This is a genomic window from Arthrobacter sp. HLT1-20 (genome assembly GCF_054510895.1).
Window position 1 is genome coordinate 16,843 of the sequence record NZ_JBTNDR010000011.1, and the last position, 17,604, is coordinate 34,446.

Here is a 17,604-nt window from a genome sequence, read left to right on the forward strand (position 1 = left end):
AGACGTCATTTGATGGAGGCGTAACCCTCCAGGGCATCCAGGCGCGTTTGCGCCAGATCCACCACCGGTTCAGGATAGTCCGGCAGGAGAAGCTCCGGCACCCAGCGGCCCACGTACCTGCCCGCCGGATCAAATTTCTTGGCCTGCGTCAGCGGGTTGAAGATCCTAAAAAACGGCGAGGCGTCGGCGCCTGATCCGGCCACCCACTGCCAATTGGCGGGATTGGAGGCGGCATCGGCATCCACCAGCGTGTCCCAAAACCACCGCTCCCCCACCCTCCAGTCAATGCCGAGATTCTTGATCAGGAAGCTCGCCGCGACCATGCGGACCCTGTTGTGCATAAAGCCCGTGTGCCACAGTTCCCGCTGCCCAGCATCCACCAAGGGGATGCCGGTTCGCCCCGTTTGCCAGGCGCGTAGATGTTCGACGCCGGAATCCTCGCCTTGCGCTCCTGCCGCTGTGGGGTCCAGCTCCGGATTTCGCCAGGGGAAGTCATCAAACTGCCGGCGCAGGTTCGCCGTGGCCAGGTCCGGGTGGTGGTAGAGCTGGTGCCAGCAAAATTCACGCCAGCCAAGTTCCGAGGCAAATACGGCAGGGCCGGCCGAGCCTGCTGCACCGTCACGGCGGCGCTCGGCGAGCGCGCCCCAGACCTGGAAGGGGCTGAGCTGGCCCCACCGCAAGTACGGGGACAGGCGGCTGGTGCCCACATGATCGGGCCGGTCCCTTGCCTCTGTGTAGTCCCCGACCCGTTGCTCAAGGAACTCCGCCAGGGCGTCCGCGCCTGCTGCCGCGGTGGGAGTCCACGTTTCCCGCAGCCCGCCAGCCCAGTCGGGGCTGCTTGGCAGCAAGTCCCACGCGTCCAGCTCTTCGCTCTCCGGCAGGGACCCTTGGTAGCCGTGACCGGCGCTGGGGACACCCAGGGGCGCCCGGAAGTCCTGCTCCGAGAGGGTTCGCCAGAAGGGAGTGAACACCCGATAGGGATTCCCGGCCCCTGTGCGCACCGTCCAGGGCTCGTGCAGGAGCGAGGACTGAAAACTCTCCGCGTGGCGCCCAGCTGCGCCGGCCCGCTCCTTGACGGTGGTGTCCACGTCCCGCTCCGGCCCCCCGTAGCGGCGGTTCCAATACAGCGATCCAGCGCCCAGCTCCGCCGCGACGGACGGGACAACATCAGCCCCGGCCCCCCTGCGCAGGAGCAGGGGAATGCCCAGCTGGGCCAATTGGGCCTTGAGATCTGCAAGCGCGTGATGCAGCCACCATTTGGCCGCACCGCCCAAGGGCCTGATGCCGGCCGACTCCTCATCCAGGACGTAAAGCGCCACAGCCCCGCCGTCGGCGGCCGCTGCCAGTAACGCGGGGTTGTCCGCCACGCGCAGGTCATCCCGGAACCAGGCTAGGGATACGTTCATTGTGTGCACCTTTCGGTCCGCATCAGCGGCTCAGGATCAACCAGATCAAGGTCAGTGTCACCAGGAACCCGGTGAGATAGTTCAGCCACAAGAAGCGCCTCCATGCGGCATTGGCTGTTGCCGAGGTGGCGTCGGTAACCCGCAGATAGGGTGCAATATTGAGCAGGTAGGGCACGGCGAGCACGGCAGCAAACGGCACGGCCGTCCACAGCATCAGCACCCCGGCACAGGCATAAGCGGCAAACGCAAAGCAGACGGTGAACCTCGCCCCCAGCACGGTGCCAATGGAGGCTATTGACCCTTCACGGTCCGGGACAATGTCTTGCACCGCGCCAAAGGCATGGCTTGCCACTCCCCACAGGAAGAAAGCCACCAGGACTGCCATGATCCCGCCGGTGAAGGGCGCATGAGCCAGGGCCAGGCCATAGACCGCCGGGGAGACAAAGTGGGTGCTGGAGGTGATGGAGTCCAGGAAGGGCCGCTCCTTGAAGCGCAGCCCGGGCGCACTGTAAGCCACCACAGCAAAAATGGACACCGCCAGGACTGTGTTCGCAACAGCGTCCCCCACCCAGGCAAGCACCACCAGGAAGGGCACGGTGGAGACCGCTGCCGCCCAAAGGATGAAGCGGTGGTGCCGCCGGTCCAGTACGGCGCCTTCCACTCCCCCCTTGCGCGCGTTGAGCAGGTCCGATTCGTAGTCGAACACGTCATTGATGCCATACATCGCCAGGTTGTAGGGAATCAGGAAGAACAAGGTTCCCACCACGAAGACCCCATCAAGGCGCCCGGTGGCCAGGAAATAGGCGGCAGCAAAGGGGTACGCTGTGTTGACCCACGAGACCGGCCTAGACGTCATGAACAAGTTCTTCACGGGCGCCGTCCCTTCGTGAACAGGAGCCACAATCCCGGCAGCAGCAATCCAGCGGCGAGGGGGTAGGCGAAATCTTCGATGGGTGCCAGACCCACCCGCAGACCATTGAGGGTGTGCCCGGCGTAGTCGAACAGGCCGGAGGCAATCATGACGTTGTCAAAAATTGCTGTCAGGACCACCAGCGCTGCAACAGTGCCAACGACGGCGGCCACCACCGTGCGCCTGATCGTCCCCCTTGGCTGCCGGGCGAGTGCCGCCACCATGACCAGCACGGCCAAGGCCACAAAGATCGTGTTGAGTTGGGAAAAATTCATGACCGGTCCACTCTCCGCACGCTTGTTCCGTCGCTTGTTCCGCCGCTGGGCTGACCCCGGTGGTGCCAGATGCGCAGGCCACCGGTGAACAGGATCATGGTTTGGTAGCACAGGAACAAGAGGAAGAACGCTTCTTCCAGGGGAAGCGCCGGCCCCATCATGATGCCTGTCATGAGGAAGGAATCCCGGTGCAAGAAGATGCCGGCGGCGATCGCGGCCACATCCCACACCAGGAAGTAGGCTGTGCCGATGGCCAGCACGGCAGCAGCCGCCCACGGGCGAGCAAAGAGGAACAGTTTCCACCGGGCGTCCAACAGTGTCATGCAGCCCAGCAGGAGTAGCAGGATCGAAAGATAGATCAAGGGGCAACCACCCGCACGGGCTCAGCTGATGCGGGAGCATCGGGGGTGGGCTCGGCCAGCGGTCCCCCGCTTTTATCTCCGCGCACCGACTTGAGCACGAGTTCGGCACTGATCATGCACAGCGGCACCCCAATGCCGGGGCGCACGGAGCTTCCAGCGTAGAACAGCCCAGCCACTTTGCTGTTGGTGTTTCCCGGTCGCAGAAAGGCGCTTTGTTCAAGGGTGTGCGCCAGGCCCAGGGCACTTCCCTGCCAGGCATTGACGTTGTCGGCAAAGTCGGCCGGCCCATAACTGCGCCGGACCATAATACGCTGGGCGAGATCTGGAACGTTGCTCCACTGCGCCAGCTGGGCGATCGCGGCGTTGGCGACCTTTTCCACCTGGGGCGAGCCGCCGCCGTCGAACCCGCCCTTGCCCCATTGCGGCAAGGCGGGAGCCGGGATGAGCAGGAAGAGGTTCTCGGTGCCGGCCGGTGCCACGGTGGAATCGGTGGCACTGGGGCGGCACACGTAGATGGAGGTGGTGTCCGCGAGTGCGTGGCCGTCAACGATGCGGGCGAAGTTGTCCTGCCAGTCGTCGGTGAACAGCAGATTGTGATGGGCCAGCTGTGGCAAGTCGCCCCTGATACCCAGGCACACCAACACTGCACTGATGCCGGGATCCGTTTTGGCCCACTTTTTCGCGGACCGGGTGCGGAGCTTCTCCGGCAGCAGAGCCGATTCGATGTGGTGCAGATCCGCGGCGCCAACCACCAGCTTGGCACCGCTGCGATGTTCCACGCCGTCGGTGTCACGCCAGGCGACGGCCTCGCACCGGGTCCCGCCGTCCACCGGGCCCGTGACAATTTCGGTGGCCGTGGCCCCCGTGACGATGTGGACACCGGCCCTGCGGATGACCCGTTCCATGGCGTCAACCACAGCGGCAAAGCCGCCCTGCGGGTACAGCACGCCGTCTTGAAGGTCCAGATGGCTCATGAGGTGGTAAATCGAGGGCGCCTTGTAGGGGCTGGTGCCCAAGAACACCGCCGGGTAGCCCAGAATTTTTTGTTGCAGCGGATGCGTGAACCGCCCCGCCACAAAACGGTGCAGGGACAGGGCCAGGAGCTGGGCCAGCCGCGGGGCATGGCGCAGCACGGCCGGCGTGGCCAATCCCCTCAACGTGCCAAAGGGATCGTAGAGGAAATGCTTCTTGGCCAGGGTGTAGGCGAGCTCGGCGGAATCCAGATATGTGGCCAGCTGGGCGCCGGAGCCCGGTTGCTGGGATTCAAACAATTCCATTGCTTCGGCGCGGCCCGTGCGGACCACCGTGGCTGCGCCCGGTTTTTGACTGCCGACGGCGTTCCACAGTTTGTAGGCGGGGTCCAGGCGGGTCAGTGTCAATTCAGCGGCGGCACTGGTGCCCATCATTTTGAACCAGTGGTCAATGACCTCCGGCATGAGGTACCAGCTGGGGCCCGTGTCAAAGGTGAAACCATCGCGTTCCCAGCGGCCCGCCCGGCCGCCCAGTTGATCCTGCTGCTCCAGCACGCTCACACTGTGCCCATCCCTGGCCAGCAGGCCCGCCGTGGCTAGGCCGGAGATGCCCCCGCCAATGACCACGGCTGTGCGGGGGGCGGCGCCGGGATCCCTGGCACCGGCTCGTCCGGTGAGGGCGGAAATCAGCCCTGCTAAGAGCACGGCTGGCCGTCGCATGCCATTCATGAGGACACCTCCACGCTTGGTTCGGACACGCTGGGTTGCGGCACTTTTGATTCGGGCACCTGAGAATCGGGCACTTTTGATTCGGGCACCTGAATTTCGGTCGCGCCTGCGCCCGACACCGCCCATCCCGGAATCTGCGAGCCTGGTTGTTCTGGGGCACTTTCCCTGACGCCGCTGCGGTGTCCGCGCAGGCACACCTTCACGGCGATGAACGCCTTGTGCCAGCCTGATATCCGCACACGCTGTCTGGCGAGTTTGGCTGCGGGGATGCGCCCCAGTTTTGCCACCAGGGCGGCAAAGAGATCATGCGCCAAATGCACAGCCCGGCGGGCCGGCGGGGCCAGGAAGGGCATGCCGGCCCGGGCAACCGCCAGGTCGTGGCGAATCTCGGCCAGGAGCGCATCCTTGTGCTGGTCGTTGAAAGCCGTGGGATCCAGGCCAGGGAAATACAGGCGCCCCAACTCGGTGCTGTCGGCCCCCAGATCACGCAAGAAGTTCACTTTTTGGAAGGCGGCACCCAAGCTGCGGGCCGAATCCACCAACTGCTGTTCGTGTCCGGCTGGCGCGCCTGCCATGGCCCTGAAGACTTTCAGGCACATCAGGCCCACCACTTCGGCGGAGCCATAAATGTACTCCGCCAAGGTGCGCGGCGAATGCGTGGTCCGCGAAAGGTCCGTGCGCATGGAGGCGAAGAATGGCTGGGTCAACGCCGTGTCAATGCCTGCCCGGCGGGCTGTGCCGGCAAAGGCGTGAACCACCATGTTGGTGCTGTAGCCACTGTGCAGGGCTTGTTCGGTTTCCCGTTCCAGGGCGTCAAGCTGGGCACACACCGCCTCTTGGCCCAGGCCGGCCGCCGCTGCCGCCCCGTCAACCACCTCATCGGCCACCCGGACCAGGGCATAGATGTTCTCAATGTCGCGGCGTTCCTTGGCGCCCAGGAGCCAGCAGGCCAGGCCGAACGACGTCGAATAGCTCTTGATCACCACAGCAGCACTTCTTGTTGCGGTCTCGGTATAGTGGCTCAACGGATCTGTTCCCATGGCTAGCTCCTCCGGCTCAAAACGTAGTCGCAGATATGCGTCAGCTCCAGCATCAAGGACTCCGGCACGTCCAGCTCAGCGGCCTTGCCCATGGCATCAGCCACTAAATTCCGGGCCAGCGTCAGAGCGTGCTCCTGTGCACCCAGCTCGCGTAGAACTGCGCGGACAGCCTCAACGTCGCCGTCCCCGGCGTGGAAGGCGGCCAGGGCGTCCACAAATTCCTCCGAACCGTCCGCAAAGGACGTCAGGATGGTGCGTTTGCCCTCACGCAGGTCCGAGTCGACTGGCTTGCCGGTGACGGACTGCTGGCCAAAGGTGCCCAGAACGTCATCCACCACTTGGTAGGCCACGCCAATGTCACGCCCCACGGCCGCGAGCGCATCCGCCGTGGCTGGCGATTCACCCGCCAGCAGGGCGCCGGCCCGCAGCGGCATTTCAAAGGAGTACACGGCCGTTTTCAGCCGCTCCATGTTCAACACCTCGAGCAGATCGGGATCCCGGCTCCCCAGCGAGAACAGTAGGTCATCCAACTCACCGGCAGCTGCGGCAAAAATGGCCTCGTGGATGGTTGAGAGAATTGCTGCGCTTTGACCGTGCCCTGTGGCTGCGGAGGTTGCCAGCCGCAGGGATCCCGTCAGGAGCAGGTCCCCGGCAATGATGGCCGCGGAGAAGCCCGCGTGGTCGGCGTCGGCGCCGCTGCGCCCGGCAAGGGTGGCCACGTCCCGGTAGTTGGCGCCGAGTGTTTCCGCGCCCCGGCGGACAAAGTCCCGATCGATCACGTCGTCGTGCACCAGCAGCGCGGCGTGGAGCATTTCAAAGGCGGCGGCCAGTTCGCTGCACGCCCGCCAACCCTGCCCGCCGAAGGCCTCATAGGTCAGGTAGACCAGTTTGGGGCGCATCCATTTGCCGCCTGTGGTTGTGGCCGCCATGCGGTCCCACAACTCTCCAAATGCCGGGGAGTAGCCCCCGGCACGTAGCCGCTGGTCGGCAAAGTATTGGTCCAGGACATCCTTGACGCTGCCCTGAAATGCCGCCCAGTCCAGGGGTGCCCCTGCGGTGTCCACGTCGGAGAAACGTCCCCGGTCGGCCACAAGCGTTTCACCGTGCGTCGCGGACTCCCGGGCCGTTGGCTGGGCGAGCTGGCTTTCGTTCTTCGCTGGCATGATCTCTATACCTTTCGGCTCTCACTTTGCTGTGTTGCGGGATGCTGTGCGGCGCCATTTTCCAGGGCCTCGACGCGGCTGCTCATGGAGGCCACTACACTGCCCAGAAAATCGACAATGACGGCTTGGTCGCCATCGTCGTAGCTGCGCACCTTGTTGTCAACGTCCATGATCATCGGCATGAGTTTTTCCATGGCTGCCCGCACGGATTCCTCACTGGGGCTGATGAGCCAGCGCCGCCTGTCGGTGGGATGGGGGGTGCGGGTGATGTGACCCTTCCGCGCCAGCCTGTCGATGACAGTGGTGGTGGCCGCCGCCGTCAGGTGCAGCAACTTGGCCAACTCACCGGGTGACATGGAGCGTTGCTTCATGAGGTGCTGCATGGCCTGGAAATCTGTTTCATTCAGATCCATTTCCCGGCGCATGATGAACTCCATGACCTCATTCAAAACAAGAATTTGCCGAACCAGCACCGACGCCGGGTGCATCTGAACCTGGGGGCGGCCACCTGGGGATTTCTGCATGAAACAGCTCCAACCATTGATAATCAGAAAATCTAATTACATAATGGTGGAAGGAATCCAATTTGTACAGTACCTGAGCAGCATTTTGCCCAGCAAGGAGTTTGCACCATGAGCGTGATAGCTGTTGCCGGCGCCACCGGCTACATCGGCGGGCGCCTTGTTCCCCTGCTGCTGGAAGCCAACCATGAGGTGCGGGTTTTGACCCGCCATCAAGAAAAACTCCGAGACGTGCCGTGGCGCGGGCAGGTGGACATCACAGTGGGCTCCATGGAGGATCCGCAAACGGCACAAAATCTGTGCGCCGGAGCAGACATTGTGTATTACCTGGTGCACTCCATGTCAGGCGACAAACACACGGCCGCCGATTTTGAGCGCGTGGAGAGGTTGTGCGCGCGCAATCTGGCCCAGGCTGGCCGAGATGCCGGAGTGCAACGGCTCATCTATCTCTCCGGCCTGCACCCGCAGGGAAAACTCAGCCGCCATTTAGCCTCCCGCACGGAAGTGGGCGAGATTCTTTTGTCCTCGGGAACGCCCACTGCTGTTCTGCAGGCGGGGCTGGTGATCGGCTCCGGCTCCGCCAGTTTCGAGATGGTCAGGCACCTCACGGATGTCCTGCCGGTCATGCCCGCCCCCAAATGGGTCCTGAACAAGATCCAACCCATCGCCGTCAGGGACGCTTTGCACTACCTGGTGGGTGCCTGCCAACTCCCGGCCACTGTCAACAGAACCTTCGACATTGGCGGACCCGAGGTGCTCAGCTACGCGCAGATGATGCGCAGCTACGCGGCAGCCGCCGGTTTTCGCCAGCCAGTAGTCCTCCCCCTTCCCGTCCTGACACCATGGCTTGCCGCCCAGTGGGTCAATCTTGTCACCCCTGTCCCCCGCAGCCTGGCCATCCCCCTGGTGGAATCGCTCCAGCATGACTGCGTGGCGGGCGAGAATGACATTGCCGGCTACATCCCCGAGCCCGACGGCGGCCTGACCCCCTATGAGCGCGCCGTTGCGCTGGCGCTGCACAAGATCGAGGCGGACACGGTGGAAACCACCTGGGCCACGGCCCACGCCGTCAGCGCACCGGCAGAACCACTACCCAGCGATCCCGAATGGGCGGGGTTGACGGGGTTCACCGATGAACGGAGCAAAACCACTGCGGCCCCGGCCAGCGAGGTCTGGAAGGTCATGGAGGGAATTGGTGGGCCGAACGGCTACTACTCATTGCCGTTTGCCTGGACGGTGCGCGGCTGGATGGACAAGCTGGCCGGCGGCGTCGGCTTGAGCAGGGGGCGGCGCAGCAACAACAGCCTCCAGCTCAACGACGCCGTGGACTGGTGGCGGGTGGAAACCTTGGAGCGCGGGAAGCTGCTGCGGCTGCGGGCCGAAATGATTGTCCCCGGCCGCGCCTGGCTCGAATTTGAGGTCACCCCGCTACTGGCAGACGGGCAGGAGACAGGCAGCGTGTTCCGCCAGCGGGCCATCTTCTTCCCCCGCGGCCTGTCCGGCCGCCTGTACTGGCTGGCGGTGCTTCCCTTCCACGGCATCATCTTCAAAAACATGGCGACCAGGATCACCGCCGCGGCAAGTTCACCGCCAAACTCCACCCTGGGCAGGATGCCCCAAGGCCCGGGAGCCGCCTAAAGTGGTATGAGTGATCATGCCTTCCATCTACGACTGGTTCCGGCGGCACCGCTTTGCCGTGGACTTTGTCCTCATGGCCGTGCTCTGGCTAATGGTGGCGCCCCTGAGTATGCTCGACGCCGGTTACTACAACAACGCGTACTCCAACGCCATCATGGGCGTCATTTTCGCCACCGCGTTGATTGTGCCGCTGGCCTGGCGGCGAACCCGCACGGTCATGGCCGGCATCATCATCGCCGTGGTGGCCCTTGCCCAATGGGCACTGCACGTCCAGCCCATGCCGGCTGACATTGCGGTTCCACTGATTGTGTATGCCCTGGCCGCCTTTGGGCCGCGCTGGGCCAGTTTGGGCGGGCTCGCGCTGGCACTCATTGGAGCCATCATGCTGGTCACCCGCTACTTTTACAACCTCACCTCCACCTCCCTGGCCGATCTACCCTATGGGGCCGTGCTGATCCTGGTGGTGTGGGTCCTGGTGCTGTTCAGTTGGACGGCCGGGGATTTGACCCGGACCAAGCGGCTGCGCGAGCAGGCCCTCGAGGACAGGGCGCACCGCCTGGAGATTGAAGCCCAGCACGAGCGGGAACTGGCCGCCAGTGACGAACGCGCGCACATTGCCCGGGAAATGCATGACATTGTGGCCCACTCGCTCTCCGTCATCATCACCCAGGCCGACGGCGCCCGGTACGCCGCCGTGGCCAACCCCGAGGTGGCCCCCGCCACCTTGGCCACGATTGCCGAGACCGGCAGGTCCTCGCTTCAGGAGATGCGCCGCCTGCTCGGCGTTTTGCGAGGAGACGCCGCAGCGTCCATGCGCCCCCTGCCCGGTTTGGTGGATCTGGATGAGCTGCTGCTGGGCATCCGCGCCGCCGGCCTGCCGGTTGCCTTCGACGTCAAGGGCGAACCGCGCCGACTGCTGCCCGCCGGTGCCGAACTGACCGCCTACCGCATGGTTCAGGAGGGTCTCACCAACGTCATGAAGCATGCCGGGCCCAAGGTCATGGCCACCGTGACCCTCGCATGGAGTGCCCGCGGCCTGGACGTTTCGGTGACTGACGACGGCAGGGGCGCATCGGCGTCGTTCGCGGACACCGGCCCCATCCCCACCTACGACGGCGGCCCCTCCCTCGCGGCGGACCCTCGCGACTGCGGCGGGAACGGCCTGCGCGGCATGGCCGAGCGCGTGAAACTTTACGATGGAACCCTCACCGCCGGGCCCCTGGCTGGCGGCGGTTTCTCCATCACAGCCTTCATCCCCTACACGGAGACCTAAAAAATGACTTCCCACCCCATCCGCGTCGCCCTGGTCGATGACCAGCAACTGGTCCGCTCCGGATTTGGCATGCTCATCAATTCCCAACCCGATTTGAACGTGGTCATCGAGGCCGGCAACGGCATTGAGGCCCTGAGAGCCCTCTCCGCCACGGCCGCCGACGTGGTCCTCATGGATGTCCGCATGCCGGGGATGGACGGGATTGAGACCACCCGCCGGCTCATGCAACGCACCAAGGCCGCGCCGTCCGGTTCGTGGCTGGCGGAGTTAAAGATTGTGGTGCTGACAACCTTTGACCTGGATGAGTATGCACTGGCGGCCATCCAGGCCGGTGCCAGCGGGTTCCTACTCAAGGACGCGCCGCCGGAGGAACTGCTGGGCGCCATCCGCACGGTGTTTGCCGGTGACGCCGTGATTGCCCCGTCCACCACACGCCGGCTACTGGACCATGTGGCCCCCATGCTCTCGGCCCCGAGCCCCGCCAACGACGCCCACTCGGCCGCGGTTGCCAGCCTGACAGGCCGCGAGCATGAGGTGTTTGTCCTCATTGCCAACGGCCTGTCGAACCCGGAAATTGCCATCCAACTGTTTGTTTCCGAGGCAACCGTCAAAACCCATGTGGGCCATATTCTTGCCAAGCTCAGCGCCCGCGACCGGGTCCAGGTGGTGGTGATCGCCTACGAGACAGGGATTGTCAGCCCGCGCTAGCCCTTCACGGCGGACACCCTCGACGGCGTGCCACACTGGCCAGCTTCTCGCTGACGGCGTGCCAAACGGGTGGGGACCCATGAAATTTCATATGTCCCCACCCGTTTGGCACGCCCTCGGCACTTGACCGGACGGCGCGAAACGCCGTCGTGCCAGAAAAGCGCTAGCCCTTCACGGCCCCTGCCGTCAGGCCCTGGACGATGAACTTGCTGGCGAAGGCAAAGATCACCAGGGTGGGCACCACCGTCAGCACGGCCGCTGCGGACATGGAGCCCCAGTCAATGTTGAAGCTGGAGATGAAGCCCGCCAGCGCTGTGGGGATGGTCTTGTTCTCGTCGCTGTTCATCAACGTCACCGACAGGAACAGCTCGTTCCAGCAGTTGACAAAGTTGAAGATAAAACTGGCCGCGATGCCGGGCATCATGACCGGGACCAGCACACGGAACAGAGCGGACAGCCGGGAGCAGCCGTCGATCATGGCCGCCTCTTCCAGGGCGTCGGGGACGTTTTCAAAGAAGCCGCGCAGCATGATGGTGCAGAACGGGATGCAGATGGCGATGTACACCAAAATCAGGCCGGTCTTGGAGTCCACCAGGTTGAAGTTGGTCATCATCATGTACAGCGGGCCCAGGGCGATGAAGCCCGGGATCATCTGGGTGAGCAGGAACGCCGCCAGTACCCAGCCGCGGCCGGAGAACTGGAACCGGGCCAGCACGTAGGCGCTCAGCAGTGAGATGAGCGTCGCCACGGTGGCTGCCACCGTGGCCACCAGCAGGCTGTTGAGCATGTACACGCCAAAATCGGACTTGGTGAACAGGCCAATGTAGTTCTCAAAGGACAGTTCCTTGGGCCAATAGTCCAGCGGCAGCGAATAGATGGTGCCGGGCGCCTTCAGGGAGGTGACAACAATCCAATACAGCGGGAAGATCGTCACAATCAAGCAGATCCCCAGAAAGATGAACTTGCTGGTGCGGCCCAGGGCCGTTTCTTTGTTGATCATCGGTTTGCCTTTCGGGGACGCACAGCCATCAGGTAGAACGCGGCAAACAGCATCAAGGTGAAGACCACAATCAGGCCCAGTGCCGAGGCCTGGCCGTAATCGCCTTCCTGCGTAATTTTGATCATGTAGGTGGTGATGATGTGGGTCTGGTCGGCGGGTCCGCCGCCGGTCATGGCCCAGATGATGTCCGGGAAATTGAAAATCCAGATGATGCGCAGCAGGATGGTCAGCCCCAGCGTCACGGAGATGGCCGGCAGCGTGATGCTGAAGAAGGTGCGGATCTTGCCGGCGCCGTCAATGGCGGCCGCCTCATACATTTCATCCGAGACTGACTGCAGCGCGGCCAGGATCATGATGGCAAAGAACGTGACGCCGTACCAAATGTTGGCCACAATGATGGCCGTCATGGCGAAGCCCGGCTCGGCCAGCCACGGGATGGGGGCGTCAACGATGCCCACCTTCATCAGGAGGTCATTGACCACACCAAATTCGGCGTTGAACATCCAGCGGAACAGCATGCCGATCAGGAAGCCGGACACGGCCCACGGGAAGAAGATGAACGCCTGGTAGGCTCCCCGGAACTTGAACCTGCGTTTGAGGAACAGTGCCAAAGCGAAGCCGATGACCACCTGCGGCACCAGGGAACCCACCACCCAAACCACCGTGTTGCGGACAATGGTGCCAAACTCCGGGTTCTCAAACAACGCAATGAAGTTGCCCCAACCCACCCAGGACGTGTCCGAGAGGTCATTGAGGTTCCAGTTGCGGAACGCCATCTGACTGCCGGAAATCATGGGGTAGTAGGTGAAGACGCCAACAAAAATGGCTGCCGGGGCCATGAACGCCAGCAGGGTCAGGGCGGTCCTGGAGTTGAACCGCTTCTTCCGGCGATAGTTTGTGTGCGGTGCTGGTGGTGCGCCGGCCGATTTTGACCCGCGCACCACCTCCTGCTCAGTCTTGAGTGCCACGAGTGACTAGCCCGCCATCTTTTCGGTCCAGTAGCTGTCCCAGCTGGTCAGCAGTTCCTGGGTGGTCATCTTGCCGGTGAGCACACGCTGCAGTTCGCCGTCGGACTTCTTAATCCATTCGGTCCACCAGGCAACGCCGCGGGGCTGGACGGCCGAGATGTAGGTGTCCGGGTTCTCCGTCATGGTGACGTAGGCAGCCCACGGGCCTTCGCTGTAGAACGGGTCCTTGGCTGCCGCCTTGAGAATCGGCACCAGGGAGTTGTCCTTGCTGAACTGGGTGGCGGGCTCGCCCTGGGACAGGTACTTGATGAGCTTGACAGCCTCCGGCTTGGCCGTGCTGGCCTCGGCGATGCCCCAACCTGCCGTGGCGACCGGCTGGATGGCCTTGCCCGTGGGGCCAGTCAGCAGCGGTGCAACGCTCCACTGGTCAGCCTTGATGGACTTGGATTCCTTGATGGTGGCGATCACCTCGGGGTCCTGGAGCAGGAACGCCGTGGATCCGTTGCTGAAGCCCTGGACCATTTCCGGGTAGCCCCAGGCAACCGAGGACGGCGGGGAACCCTTCTTGAACAGTTCCAGGTAGTCGTCCATGGCCGTCTGCGCCTCGGGAGCGGAGAAGATGGTCTTGCCGTTTGTCAGCTTGAACGCGTTTTCCTTGTCAATCTGATCGGCTGTGTAGGCCTCAATCACGGCGACGGCGTTGGAGTTGGCGTTGGTGCCGCCGCGGAAGGCGTAGCCAAACTTGTTGGCGTCCGGTTGGTTGAGCTTTTCCGACTGCTTGATCAGCTCAGCCCAGCTGGCGGGCGGTCCGGAGAAGCCGGCTTCCTTGACCAGGTCGGTGCGGTAGAACAGGGACAGTCCGTAGAAGCCGTAGGGGATGTAGTAGGTCTTGCCGTCCTGCTTGGAGTAGTTGACGGCGTTCTCGGTCAGGTTCTCCCAACCCTCCCAGCCCTTCAGATCGGCGCTCATGTCATACAGCCACTTGTTGGCGCCAAAGGAGCCCACGGTGATGTCCCGGGCCTCCACCACGTCAACGCCCTTGCCCGACTGGAGCATCTGTTGGATCTTCTGATCCGCGGAGTCGGTGGGTGGTGAAATCAAGTCAACCTTGATGTTTGGATTGGCTGCTTCAAATCCCGCCAGGAGGGTCTTGAGGGTCTCGGTGCGGGTGGGGTTGGTCAGGCTCTCCACCATCTTGAGCGTGACCTTGCCATCCGCGGAATTACTGCCCGTGCCTCCCCCACAGGCCGAAAGGGCCAGGACGGCAGCGACACCCAGTGCGGCTATGGTTGTGATTTTGGATTTCATTGGTGACCTTTCAAAGCAGTGAGGCGGAAGGAAAATGCGTAGCTTAGCGGAGCTTTGCCAGCCGGAGCAGTTCGGGAACGGCACGTTCGGCAAAGGCGTCGTAGTCGGCCGGGGTGTTGTACAGGTGCGCGGACAGGCGCAGGTAGCCGACCCCGCCGAAGGTGGTGATGGCCGTTTCAAAGTGAAGGTGCTCCGAAATCCAGGCCCGGACGGAATGGGAGTCCTCATGCGTGGTGGCCAGGCCCTGGGGCAGGCGGACCAATCGCAGGTGCCCCACCGGCATGCCAACGTCGACGGATGCATCGGTTCCCGTCCCTGCGGTGAGGGCCGCGCCGATGACGCGCTGGCCGTAGCCGGCCAGCGCGGTGGCGTAGTTGCGGCACGCGTCCCAGCCGTACCGGGCCTCGATGGTTTCAAAGGCGGTGCTCGCAGCCAGCCATGAGGTGATGTCCTGGGTGCCCACGTGGTCAAAGCTTTCGGGGAACTGGTGCGGGAAGCCCCAGGAGTCGATCAGCGGGTGCAGGTGCTTGCGCAGGGGTCCGCGGGCCACCACGGCAGCGGTGCCGCGAGGGGCACAGGCAAACTTGTGCAGATTGCCCACCCAGAAACCCTCAAAGTCGGGAACCGGTTGCGCCAACGCGCCGGGTGCGTGGGCACCGTCGACCATCAGGGGAATACCCAGCGCCTTGGCTGCGCTGGCGATCTCCAGCACGGGGAAACTGCGCGCCGTGGCCGAGGTGATCTGGTCAATGACGATGAGGGCCGTGCGCCCGGTGACCTGGGCCATGACCAGTTCGACGACGAGGGCCGCGTCCGCGTCCAGGGGCACCTCCGCGACGGCCACGCGGCCGTTGTGCTTGCGGGCAATGCGCTGGGCGCCCTCAAGCACGGCCCCATAAGTGTGGTCCGTGGTGACGATTTCCGCGCCATCGGTGAACGGCAGCGAGTTGTACACGGCTGTGACACCGGCACTGGCATTGACCACCAGCGCCAGGTCGTCCGCGGGGACCTGCAGAAAATCCGCAATAGCGGGGCGCGTGGCGGCCAGCGCCGCCGCCTGGCCCATGAACCAGGTGCAGGGATTTTCATCCATGCGGGCCCGCAACTGCTGCGCCTTGTCCTGGGCGGCACGGGGCACGGCGCCGTAGGAACCGTGATTGAGGTGAACCTTGTCCGCGCCAAGGGTCCAATCAGAGATTGCCGGTTTCCCTTCGGGGGTCAGGAGGGCGGCGGGTGCGGTGAGAAGAGAAGAAACCACGGAGTACTTTCTGTTGGCGGCAGGCGGTGAATTACTTGTAAGTTACCTCACATTTGAAGCGAAGACAATAGACGAATTGGATTATTCATCTGATGACTTTCTAGTAATCCCCCATTACAGCGGTATTTATCCGCACTTGATCCCAAAGACATACGATGACTTTGGAAAGACATATGATGAGTGCAGATGTCAGCGCACCTCTCACCCCAGACCCAAGGAGACCCCTGATGAGTGCAGTGGAAACCGCCATGCAGGGCCTGCGGGCGAAGATAGCCTCCGGCGAACTCGCCCCGGGCCAGAAATGCCCGCCGGAAGGCGAACTCGCCGCCCAGCTGGGCGTGTCCCGCAGTTCCCTGCGCGAGGCCATCCGGGCCATGTCCGCCTTGGGCGTCATGGAGGCACGGCACGGTTCCGGAACGTATGTCTCGTCCCTGGAACCGGCGGAGATCCTTAAGGGCTTTGCCCTGCTGGTGGATCTTTTCCCGTTTGACAGCGTCCTGGAGCTCTTTGAAATTCGCCGAGCCCTGGAGTCACACGCCGCAGCCGGGGCCGCCGCGCGGTCAACTCCGGAACTCTTGGCTGAGCTGGACACTCTGGTGGCACAGATGGAGGCCACCGACAACTCGGCCGACATCTCCACACTGGATGCCCGCTTTCACGAAGCCATTTGCGAGGCCGGCGGCAATTCCACCCTGACCGGGCTCATGGGCCTGTTCCGCTCGCGCGGGCGGCACTTCAACATTTTTGACAGTGCCGAGGGGGCAACCGTGCGCGAGGTCAGCAACAAGGGCCACCGCGACATTCTGGAAGCCATCCGCAACCAGGACCCCTCCTCAGCCGCCACCGCCACGGCCGCGCACATTGCCCAGTCGGAATTCTGGCTCAAGAAATTCCGGCCCGCACCGCAACTGGGCAGCTAGCCCGTCCGCGGGGTTGCTGCGGATAGGCTGGCCGGGTGGCAACTTCGCTGACTCGAACCGACGTGGTGACGGTGCGCATGCACCGGCATGGCCTGTGGTCCCCGCTGACGGCGAGCGCGGGCGCCGTGGTGCAGCATTTCGTGGCCATGCAGGCCCAGGAGTATGCCTACGCCCTCTGGGCCACGGCGCAGCGTCGGGCCCCCGGTTCCGGCAATTCTGCGGCGGACCTAGCCGCGGCCGCGGACCGGGGCGAGATTCTGCGCACCCATGTACTGCGGCCCACCTGGCATTTTGTGGCACCGCAGGATGCCCGGTGGCTGCTAACCCTGACCGCCCCCACGATTCACCGGAGCAACGCGGTGTACTACCAAAAATCCGGCTTGGACACCGCCACCCTGAGAAGGATTCACGGGGTCCTTGCCACCGAGCTGGTTGATGGGCGGCACCGGACCCGCTCGCAGTTGCAGGGTGAGTTGGCAAGCGCCGGCATCGAGGCGTCCGGGCTGCGGCTCACGTACGCCATGATGCACGCCGAGCTGGAGCAGCTCATCATCAGCGGCGCCTCGGTGGGCAAGCAGCGCAGCTACGCCCTTTTCGATGAGCGTGTTCCAGCCAGCGCTCCCCTGGAAAGGAGTGCCGCGCTGAAGTTGTTGGCGGAGCGCTACCTAGCCACCCGGGGACCCGCTTCCGTCAAGGACTTTGCCACCTGGGGCGGGCTGCGCATGCCCGACGCCCGGGCCGGGGTGGCCGCTGCCGTGGAGGACTCCCCCGGGCGTTTTGAGCAGTTCATGCTCGACGGCGTGTCCCTCTGGTGGGAGCCTCTGGCACCCCTGCCGCCGGTCCCCGCCCCGCCGCGGGTGGATCTGGCCCAGTGCTACGACGAGTACGTGATGTCGTATTCCGCATCCAAGCACTTCCTGTTCACCCCAGCCGCGCAGCGCCACGAGCCCGCGGCCCTGATGTACCACCCGGTCCTCATGGACGGGCTCATGGCCGGAACGTGGAAGCATGTGCTCACGGCAAGGTCGGCTGTGGTTCAGGTGGCCCCGCTGCGTGTTCTCAGCACCACCGAGGTGGCCGCCGTGGAGCGTTCCGTGGTTGACTACGGCGCGTACCTGGGCTTGCCCTGTTCCACACAGTGGTTACTGCCCTAG

General features: G+C 63.9%; 17 protein-coding genes. 5 read left to right on the plus strand and 12 right to left on the minus strand.

The genetic code is table 11. The annotated features are described in order from the left end of the window. Positions 1-5: 5 nt before the first annotated feature. The 8 genes from ACX80Q_RS07980 to ACX80Q_RS08015 are packed head-to-tail and all read right to left on the minus strand — an operon-like array spanning position 6 to position 7,380. The gene (locus ACX80Q_RS07980) at positions 6-1,406 is read right to left on the minus strand and encodes a cryptochrome/photolyase family protein (RefSeq protein ID WP_459329996.1); all 1,401 of its coding nucleotides are present in this window, start codon (positions 1,404-1,406) and stop codon (positions 6-8) included. A gap of 22 nt (positions 1,407-1,428) precedes the next feature. After that, the gene (locus tag ACX80Q_RS07985) at positions 1,429-2,262 is read right to left on the minus strand and encodes a prenyltransferase (RefSeq protein ID WP_459330072.1); all 834 of its coding nucleotides are present in this window, start codon (positions 2,260-2,262) and stop codon (positions 1,429-1,431) included. 11 nt (positions 2,263-2,273) lie between these two features. Further along, complete coding sequence (locus ACX80Q_RS07990; protein WP_459329997.1) at positions 2,274-2,591, minus strand: lycopene cyclase domain-containing protein; 318 nt, start codon at positions 2,589-2,591, stop codon at positions 2,274-2,276. After that, positions 2,588-2,953, minus strand: a complete 366-nt coding sequence (locus ACX80Q_RS07995; RefSeq protein WP_459329998.1) for a lycopene cyclase domain-containing protein — start codon at positions 2,951-2,953, stop codon at positions 2,588-2,590. Before ACX80Q_RS07995 ends, ACX80Q_RS07990 begins: the two co-directional genes overlap by 4 nt. After that, the gene (gene crtI / locus ACX80Q_RS08000; protein ID WP_459330073.1) at positions 2,950-4,644 is read right to left on the minus strand and encodes a phytoene desaturase family protein; all 1,695 of its coding nucleotides are present in this window, start codon (positions 4,642-4,644) and stop codon (positions 2,950-2,952) included. The genes ACX80Q_RS07995 and crtI overlap by 4 nt, the downstream gene beginning before the upstream one ends. Positions 4,645-4,649: 5 nt before the next feature. Beyond that, entirely contained in the window at positions 4,650-5,693 is a 1,044-nt protein-coding gene (locus ACX80Q_RS08005; RefSeq protein ID WP_459329999.1) for a phytoene/squalene synthase family protein, read from the minus strand. A 2-nt stretch (positions 5,694-5,695) separates the two neighbouring features. Beyond that, positions 5,696-6,856: a polyprenyl synthetase family protein gene (locus ACX80Q_RS08010; RefSeq protein WP_459330000.1), complete on the minus strand. Its 1,161-nt coding sequence runs from the start codon at positions 6,854-6,856 to the stop codon at positions 5,696-5,698. A 5-nt stretch (positions 6,857-6,861) separates the two neighbouring features. Beyond that, on the minus strand, positions 6,862-7,380 hold the full coding sequence (locus ACX80Q_RS08015; RefSeq protein WP_459330001.1) for a MarR family winged helix-turn-helix transcriptional regulator: 519 nt from the start codon (positions 7,378-7,380) through the stop codon (positions 6,862-6,864). Positions 7,381-7,488: 108 nt separating this feature from the next. Between ACX80Q_RS08015 and ACX80Q_RS08020 the strand changes: the two genes are divergently transcribed. From ACX80Q_RS08020 to ACX80Q_RS08030, 3 genes are read left to right on the plus strand one after another with little or no spacing between them, the layout of a single operon-like run. After that, positions 7,489-9,015: an SDR family oxidoreductase gene (locus ACX80Q_RS08020; RefSeq protein ID WP_459330002.1), complete on the plus strand. Its 1,527-nt coding sequence runs from the start codon at positions 7,489-7,491 to the stop codon at positions 9,013-9,015. 16 nt (positions 9,016-9,031) lie between these two features. Next, positions 9,032-10,288: a sensor histidine kinase gene (locus ACX80Q_RS08025; RefSeq protein ID WP_459330003.1), complete on the plus strand. Its 1,257-nt coding sequence runs from the start codon at positions 9,032-9,034 to the stop codon at positions 10,286-10,288. A 3-nt stretch (positions 10,289-10,291) separates the two neighbouring features. Further along, complete coding sequence (locus ACX80Q_RS08030) at positions 10,292-10,996, plus strand: response regulator (protein WP_459330004.1); 705 nt, start codon at positions 10,292-10,294, stop codon at positions 10,994-10,996. Positions 10,997-11,159: 163 nt separating this feature from the next. Here ACX80Q_RS08030 and ACX80Q_RS08035 read toward each other — a convergent pair whose 3' ends face one another. Genes ACX80Q_RS08035 through ACX80Q_RS08050 form a run of 4 tightly spaced genes read right to left on the minus strand, consistent with a single transcriptional unit; the run spans position 11,160 to position 15,530 of the window. Then, a complete protein-coding gene (locus tag ACX80Q_RS08035; RefSeq protein ID WP_459330005.1) occupies positions 11,160-11,996 on the minus strand; it encodes a carbohydrate ABC transporter permease in 837 nt (278 codons plus the stop codon). Beyond that, entirely contained in the window at positions 11,993-12,964 is a 972-nt protein-coding gene (locus ACX80Q_RS08040; RefSeq protein WP_459330006.1) for a carbohydrate ABC transporter permease, read from the minus strand. Before ACX80Q_RS08040 ends, ACX80Q_RS08035 begins: the two co-directional genes overlap by 4 nt. Positions 12,965-12,970: 6 nt before the next feature. Beyond that, positions 12,971-14,272: an ABC transporter substrate-binding protein gene (locus ACX80Q_RS08045; RefSeq protein ID WP_459330007.1), complete on the minus strand. Its 1,302-nt coding sequence runs from the start codon at positions 14,270-14,272 to the stop codon at positions 12,971-12,973. Positions 14,273-14,315: 43 nt separating this feature from the next. Continuing rightward, positions 14,316-15,530: an aminotransferase class V-fold PLP-dependent enzyme gene (locus ACX80Q_RS08050; protein ID WP_459330008.1), complete on the minus strand. Its 1,215-nt coding sequence runs from the start codon at positions 15,528-15,530 to the stop codon at positions 14,316-14,318. 227 nt (positions 15,531-15,757) lie between these two features. Between ACX80Q_RS08050 and ACX80Q_RS08055 the strand changes: the two genes are divergently transcribed. Both ACX80Q_RS08055 and ACX80Q_RS08060 read left to right on the plus strand, forming a co-directional pair. Beyond that, positions 15,758-16,450 (plus strand): FadR/GntR family transcriptional regulator, encoded by a 693-nt coding sequence (locus tag ACX80Q_RS08055; RefSeq protein WP_459330009.1) that lies wholly within the window; start codon positions 15,758-15,760, stop codon positions 16,448-16,450. Positions 16,451-16,485: 35 nt separating this feature from the next. Continuing rightward, on the plus strand, positions 16,486-17,604 hold the full coding sequence (locus tag ACX80Q_RS08060; RefSeq protein WP_459330010.1) for a winged helix DNA-binding domain-containing protein: 1,119 nt from the start codon (positions 16,486-16,488) through the stop codon (positions 17,602-17,604).

Bases quoted from the DNA above. Each gene is read 5' to 3' on its own strand.
- ACX80Q_RS08010 (WP_459330000.1), bottom strand. From the start codon at position 6,856: ATGCCAGCGAAGAACGAAAGCCAGCTCGCCCAGCCAACGGCCCGGGAG.
- ACX80Q_RS08025 (WP_459330003.1), top strand. From the start codon at position 9,032: ATGCCTTCCATCTACGACTGGTTCCGGCGGCACCGCTTTGCCGTGGAC.
- ACX80Q_RS08015 (WP_459330001.1), bottom strand. From the start codon at position 7,380: ATGCAGAAATCCCCAGGTGGCCGCCCCCAGGTTCAGATGCACCCGGCG.
- ACX80Q_RS08035 (WP_459330005.1), bottom strand. From the start codon at position 11,996: ATGATCAACAAAGAAACGGCCCTGGGCCGCACCAGCAAGTTCATCTTT.
- crtI (WP_459330073.1), bottom strand. From the start codon at position 4,644: ATGCGACGGCCAGCCGTGCTCTTAGCAGGGCTGATTTCCGCCCTCACC.
- ACX80Q_RS07990 (WP_459329997.1), bottom strand. From the start codon at position 2,591: ATGAATTTTTCCCAACTCAACACGATCTTTGTGGCCTTGGCCGTGCTG.
- ACX80Q_RS08055 (WP_459330009.1), top strand. From the start codon at position 15,758: ATGAGTGCAGTGGAAACCGCCATGCAGGGCCTGCGGGCGAAGATAGCC.
- ACX80Q_RS08005 (WP_459329999.1), bottom strand. From the start codon at position 5,693: ATGGGAACAGATCCGTTGAGCCACTATACCGAGACCGCAACAAGAAGT.
- ACX80Q_RS07980 (WP_459329996.1), bottom strand. From the start codon at position 1,406: ATGAACGTATCCCTAGCCTGGTTCCGGGATGACCTGCGCGTGGCGGAC.
- ACX80Q_RS08045 (WP_459330007.1), bottom strand. From the start codon at position 14,272: ATGAAATCCAAAATCACAACCATAGCCGCACTGGGTGTCGCTGCCGTC.
- ACX80Q_RS07985 (WP_459330072.1), bottom strand. From the start codon at position 2,262: ATGACGTCTAGGCCGGTCTCGTGGGTCAACACAGCGTACCCCTTTGCT.
- ACX80Q_RS08020 (WP_459330002.1), top strand. From the start codon at position 7,489: ATGAGCGTGATAGCTGTTGCCGGCGCCACCGGCTACATCGGCGGGCGC.
- ACX80Q_RS08030 (WP_459330004.1), top strand. From the start codon at position 10,292: ATGACTTCCCACCCCATCCGCGTCGCCCTGGTCGATGACCAGCAACTG.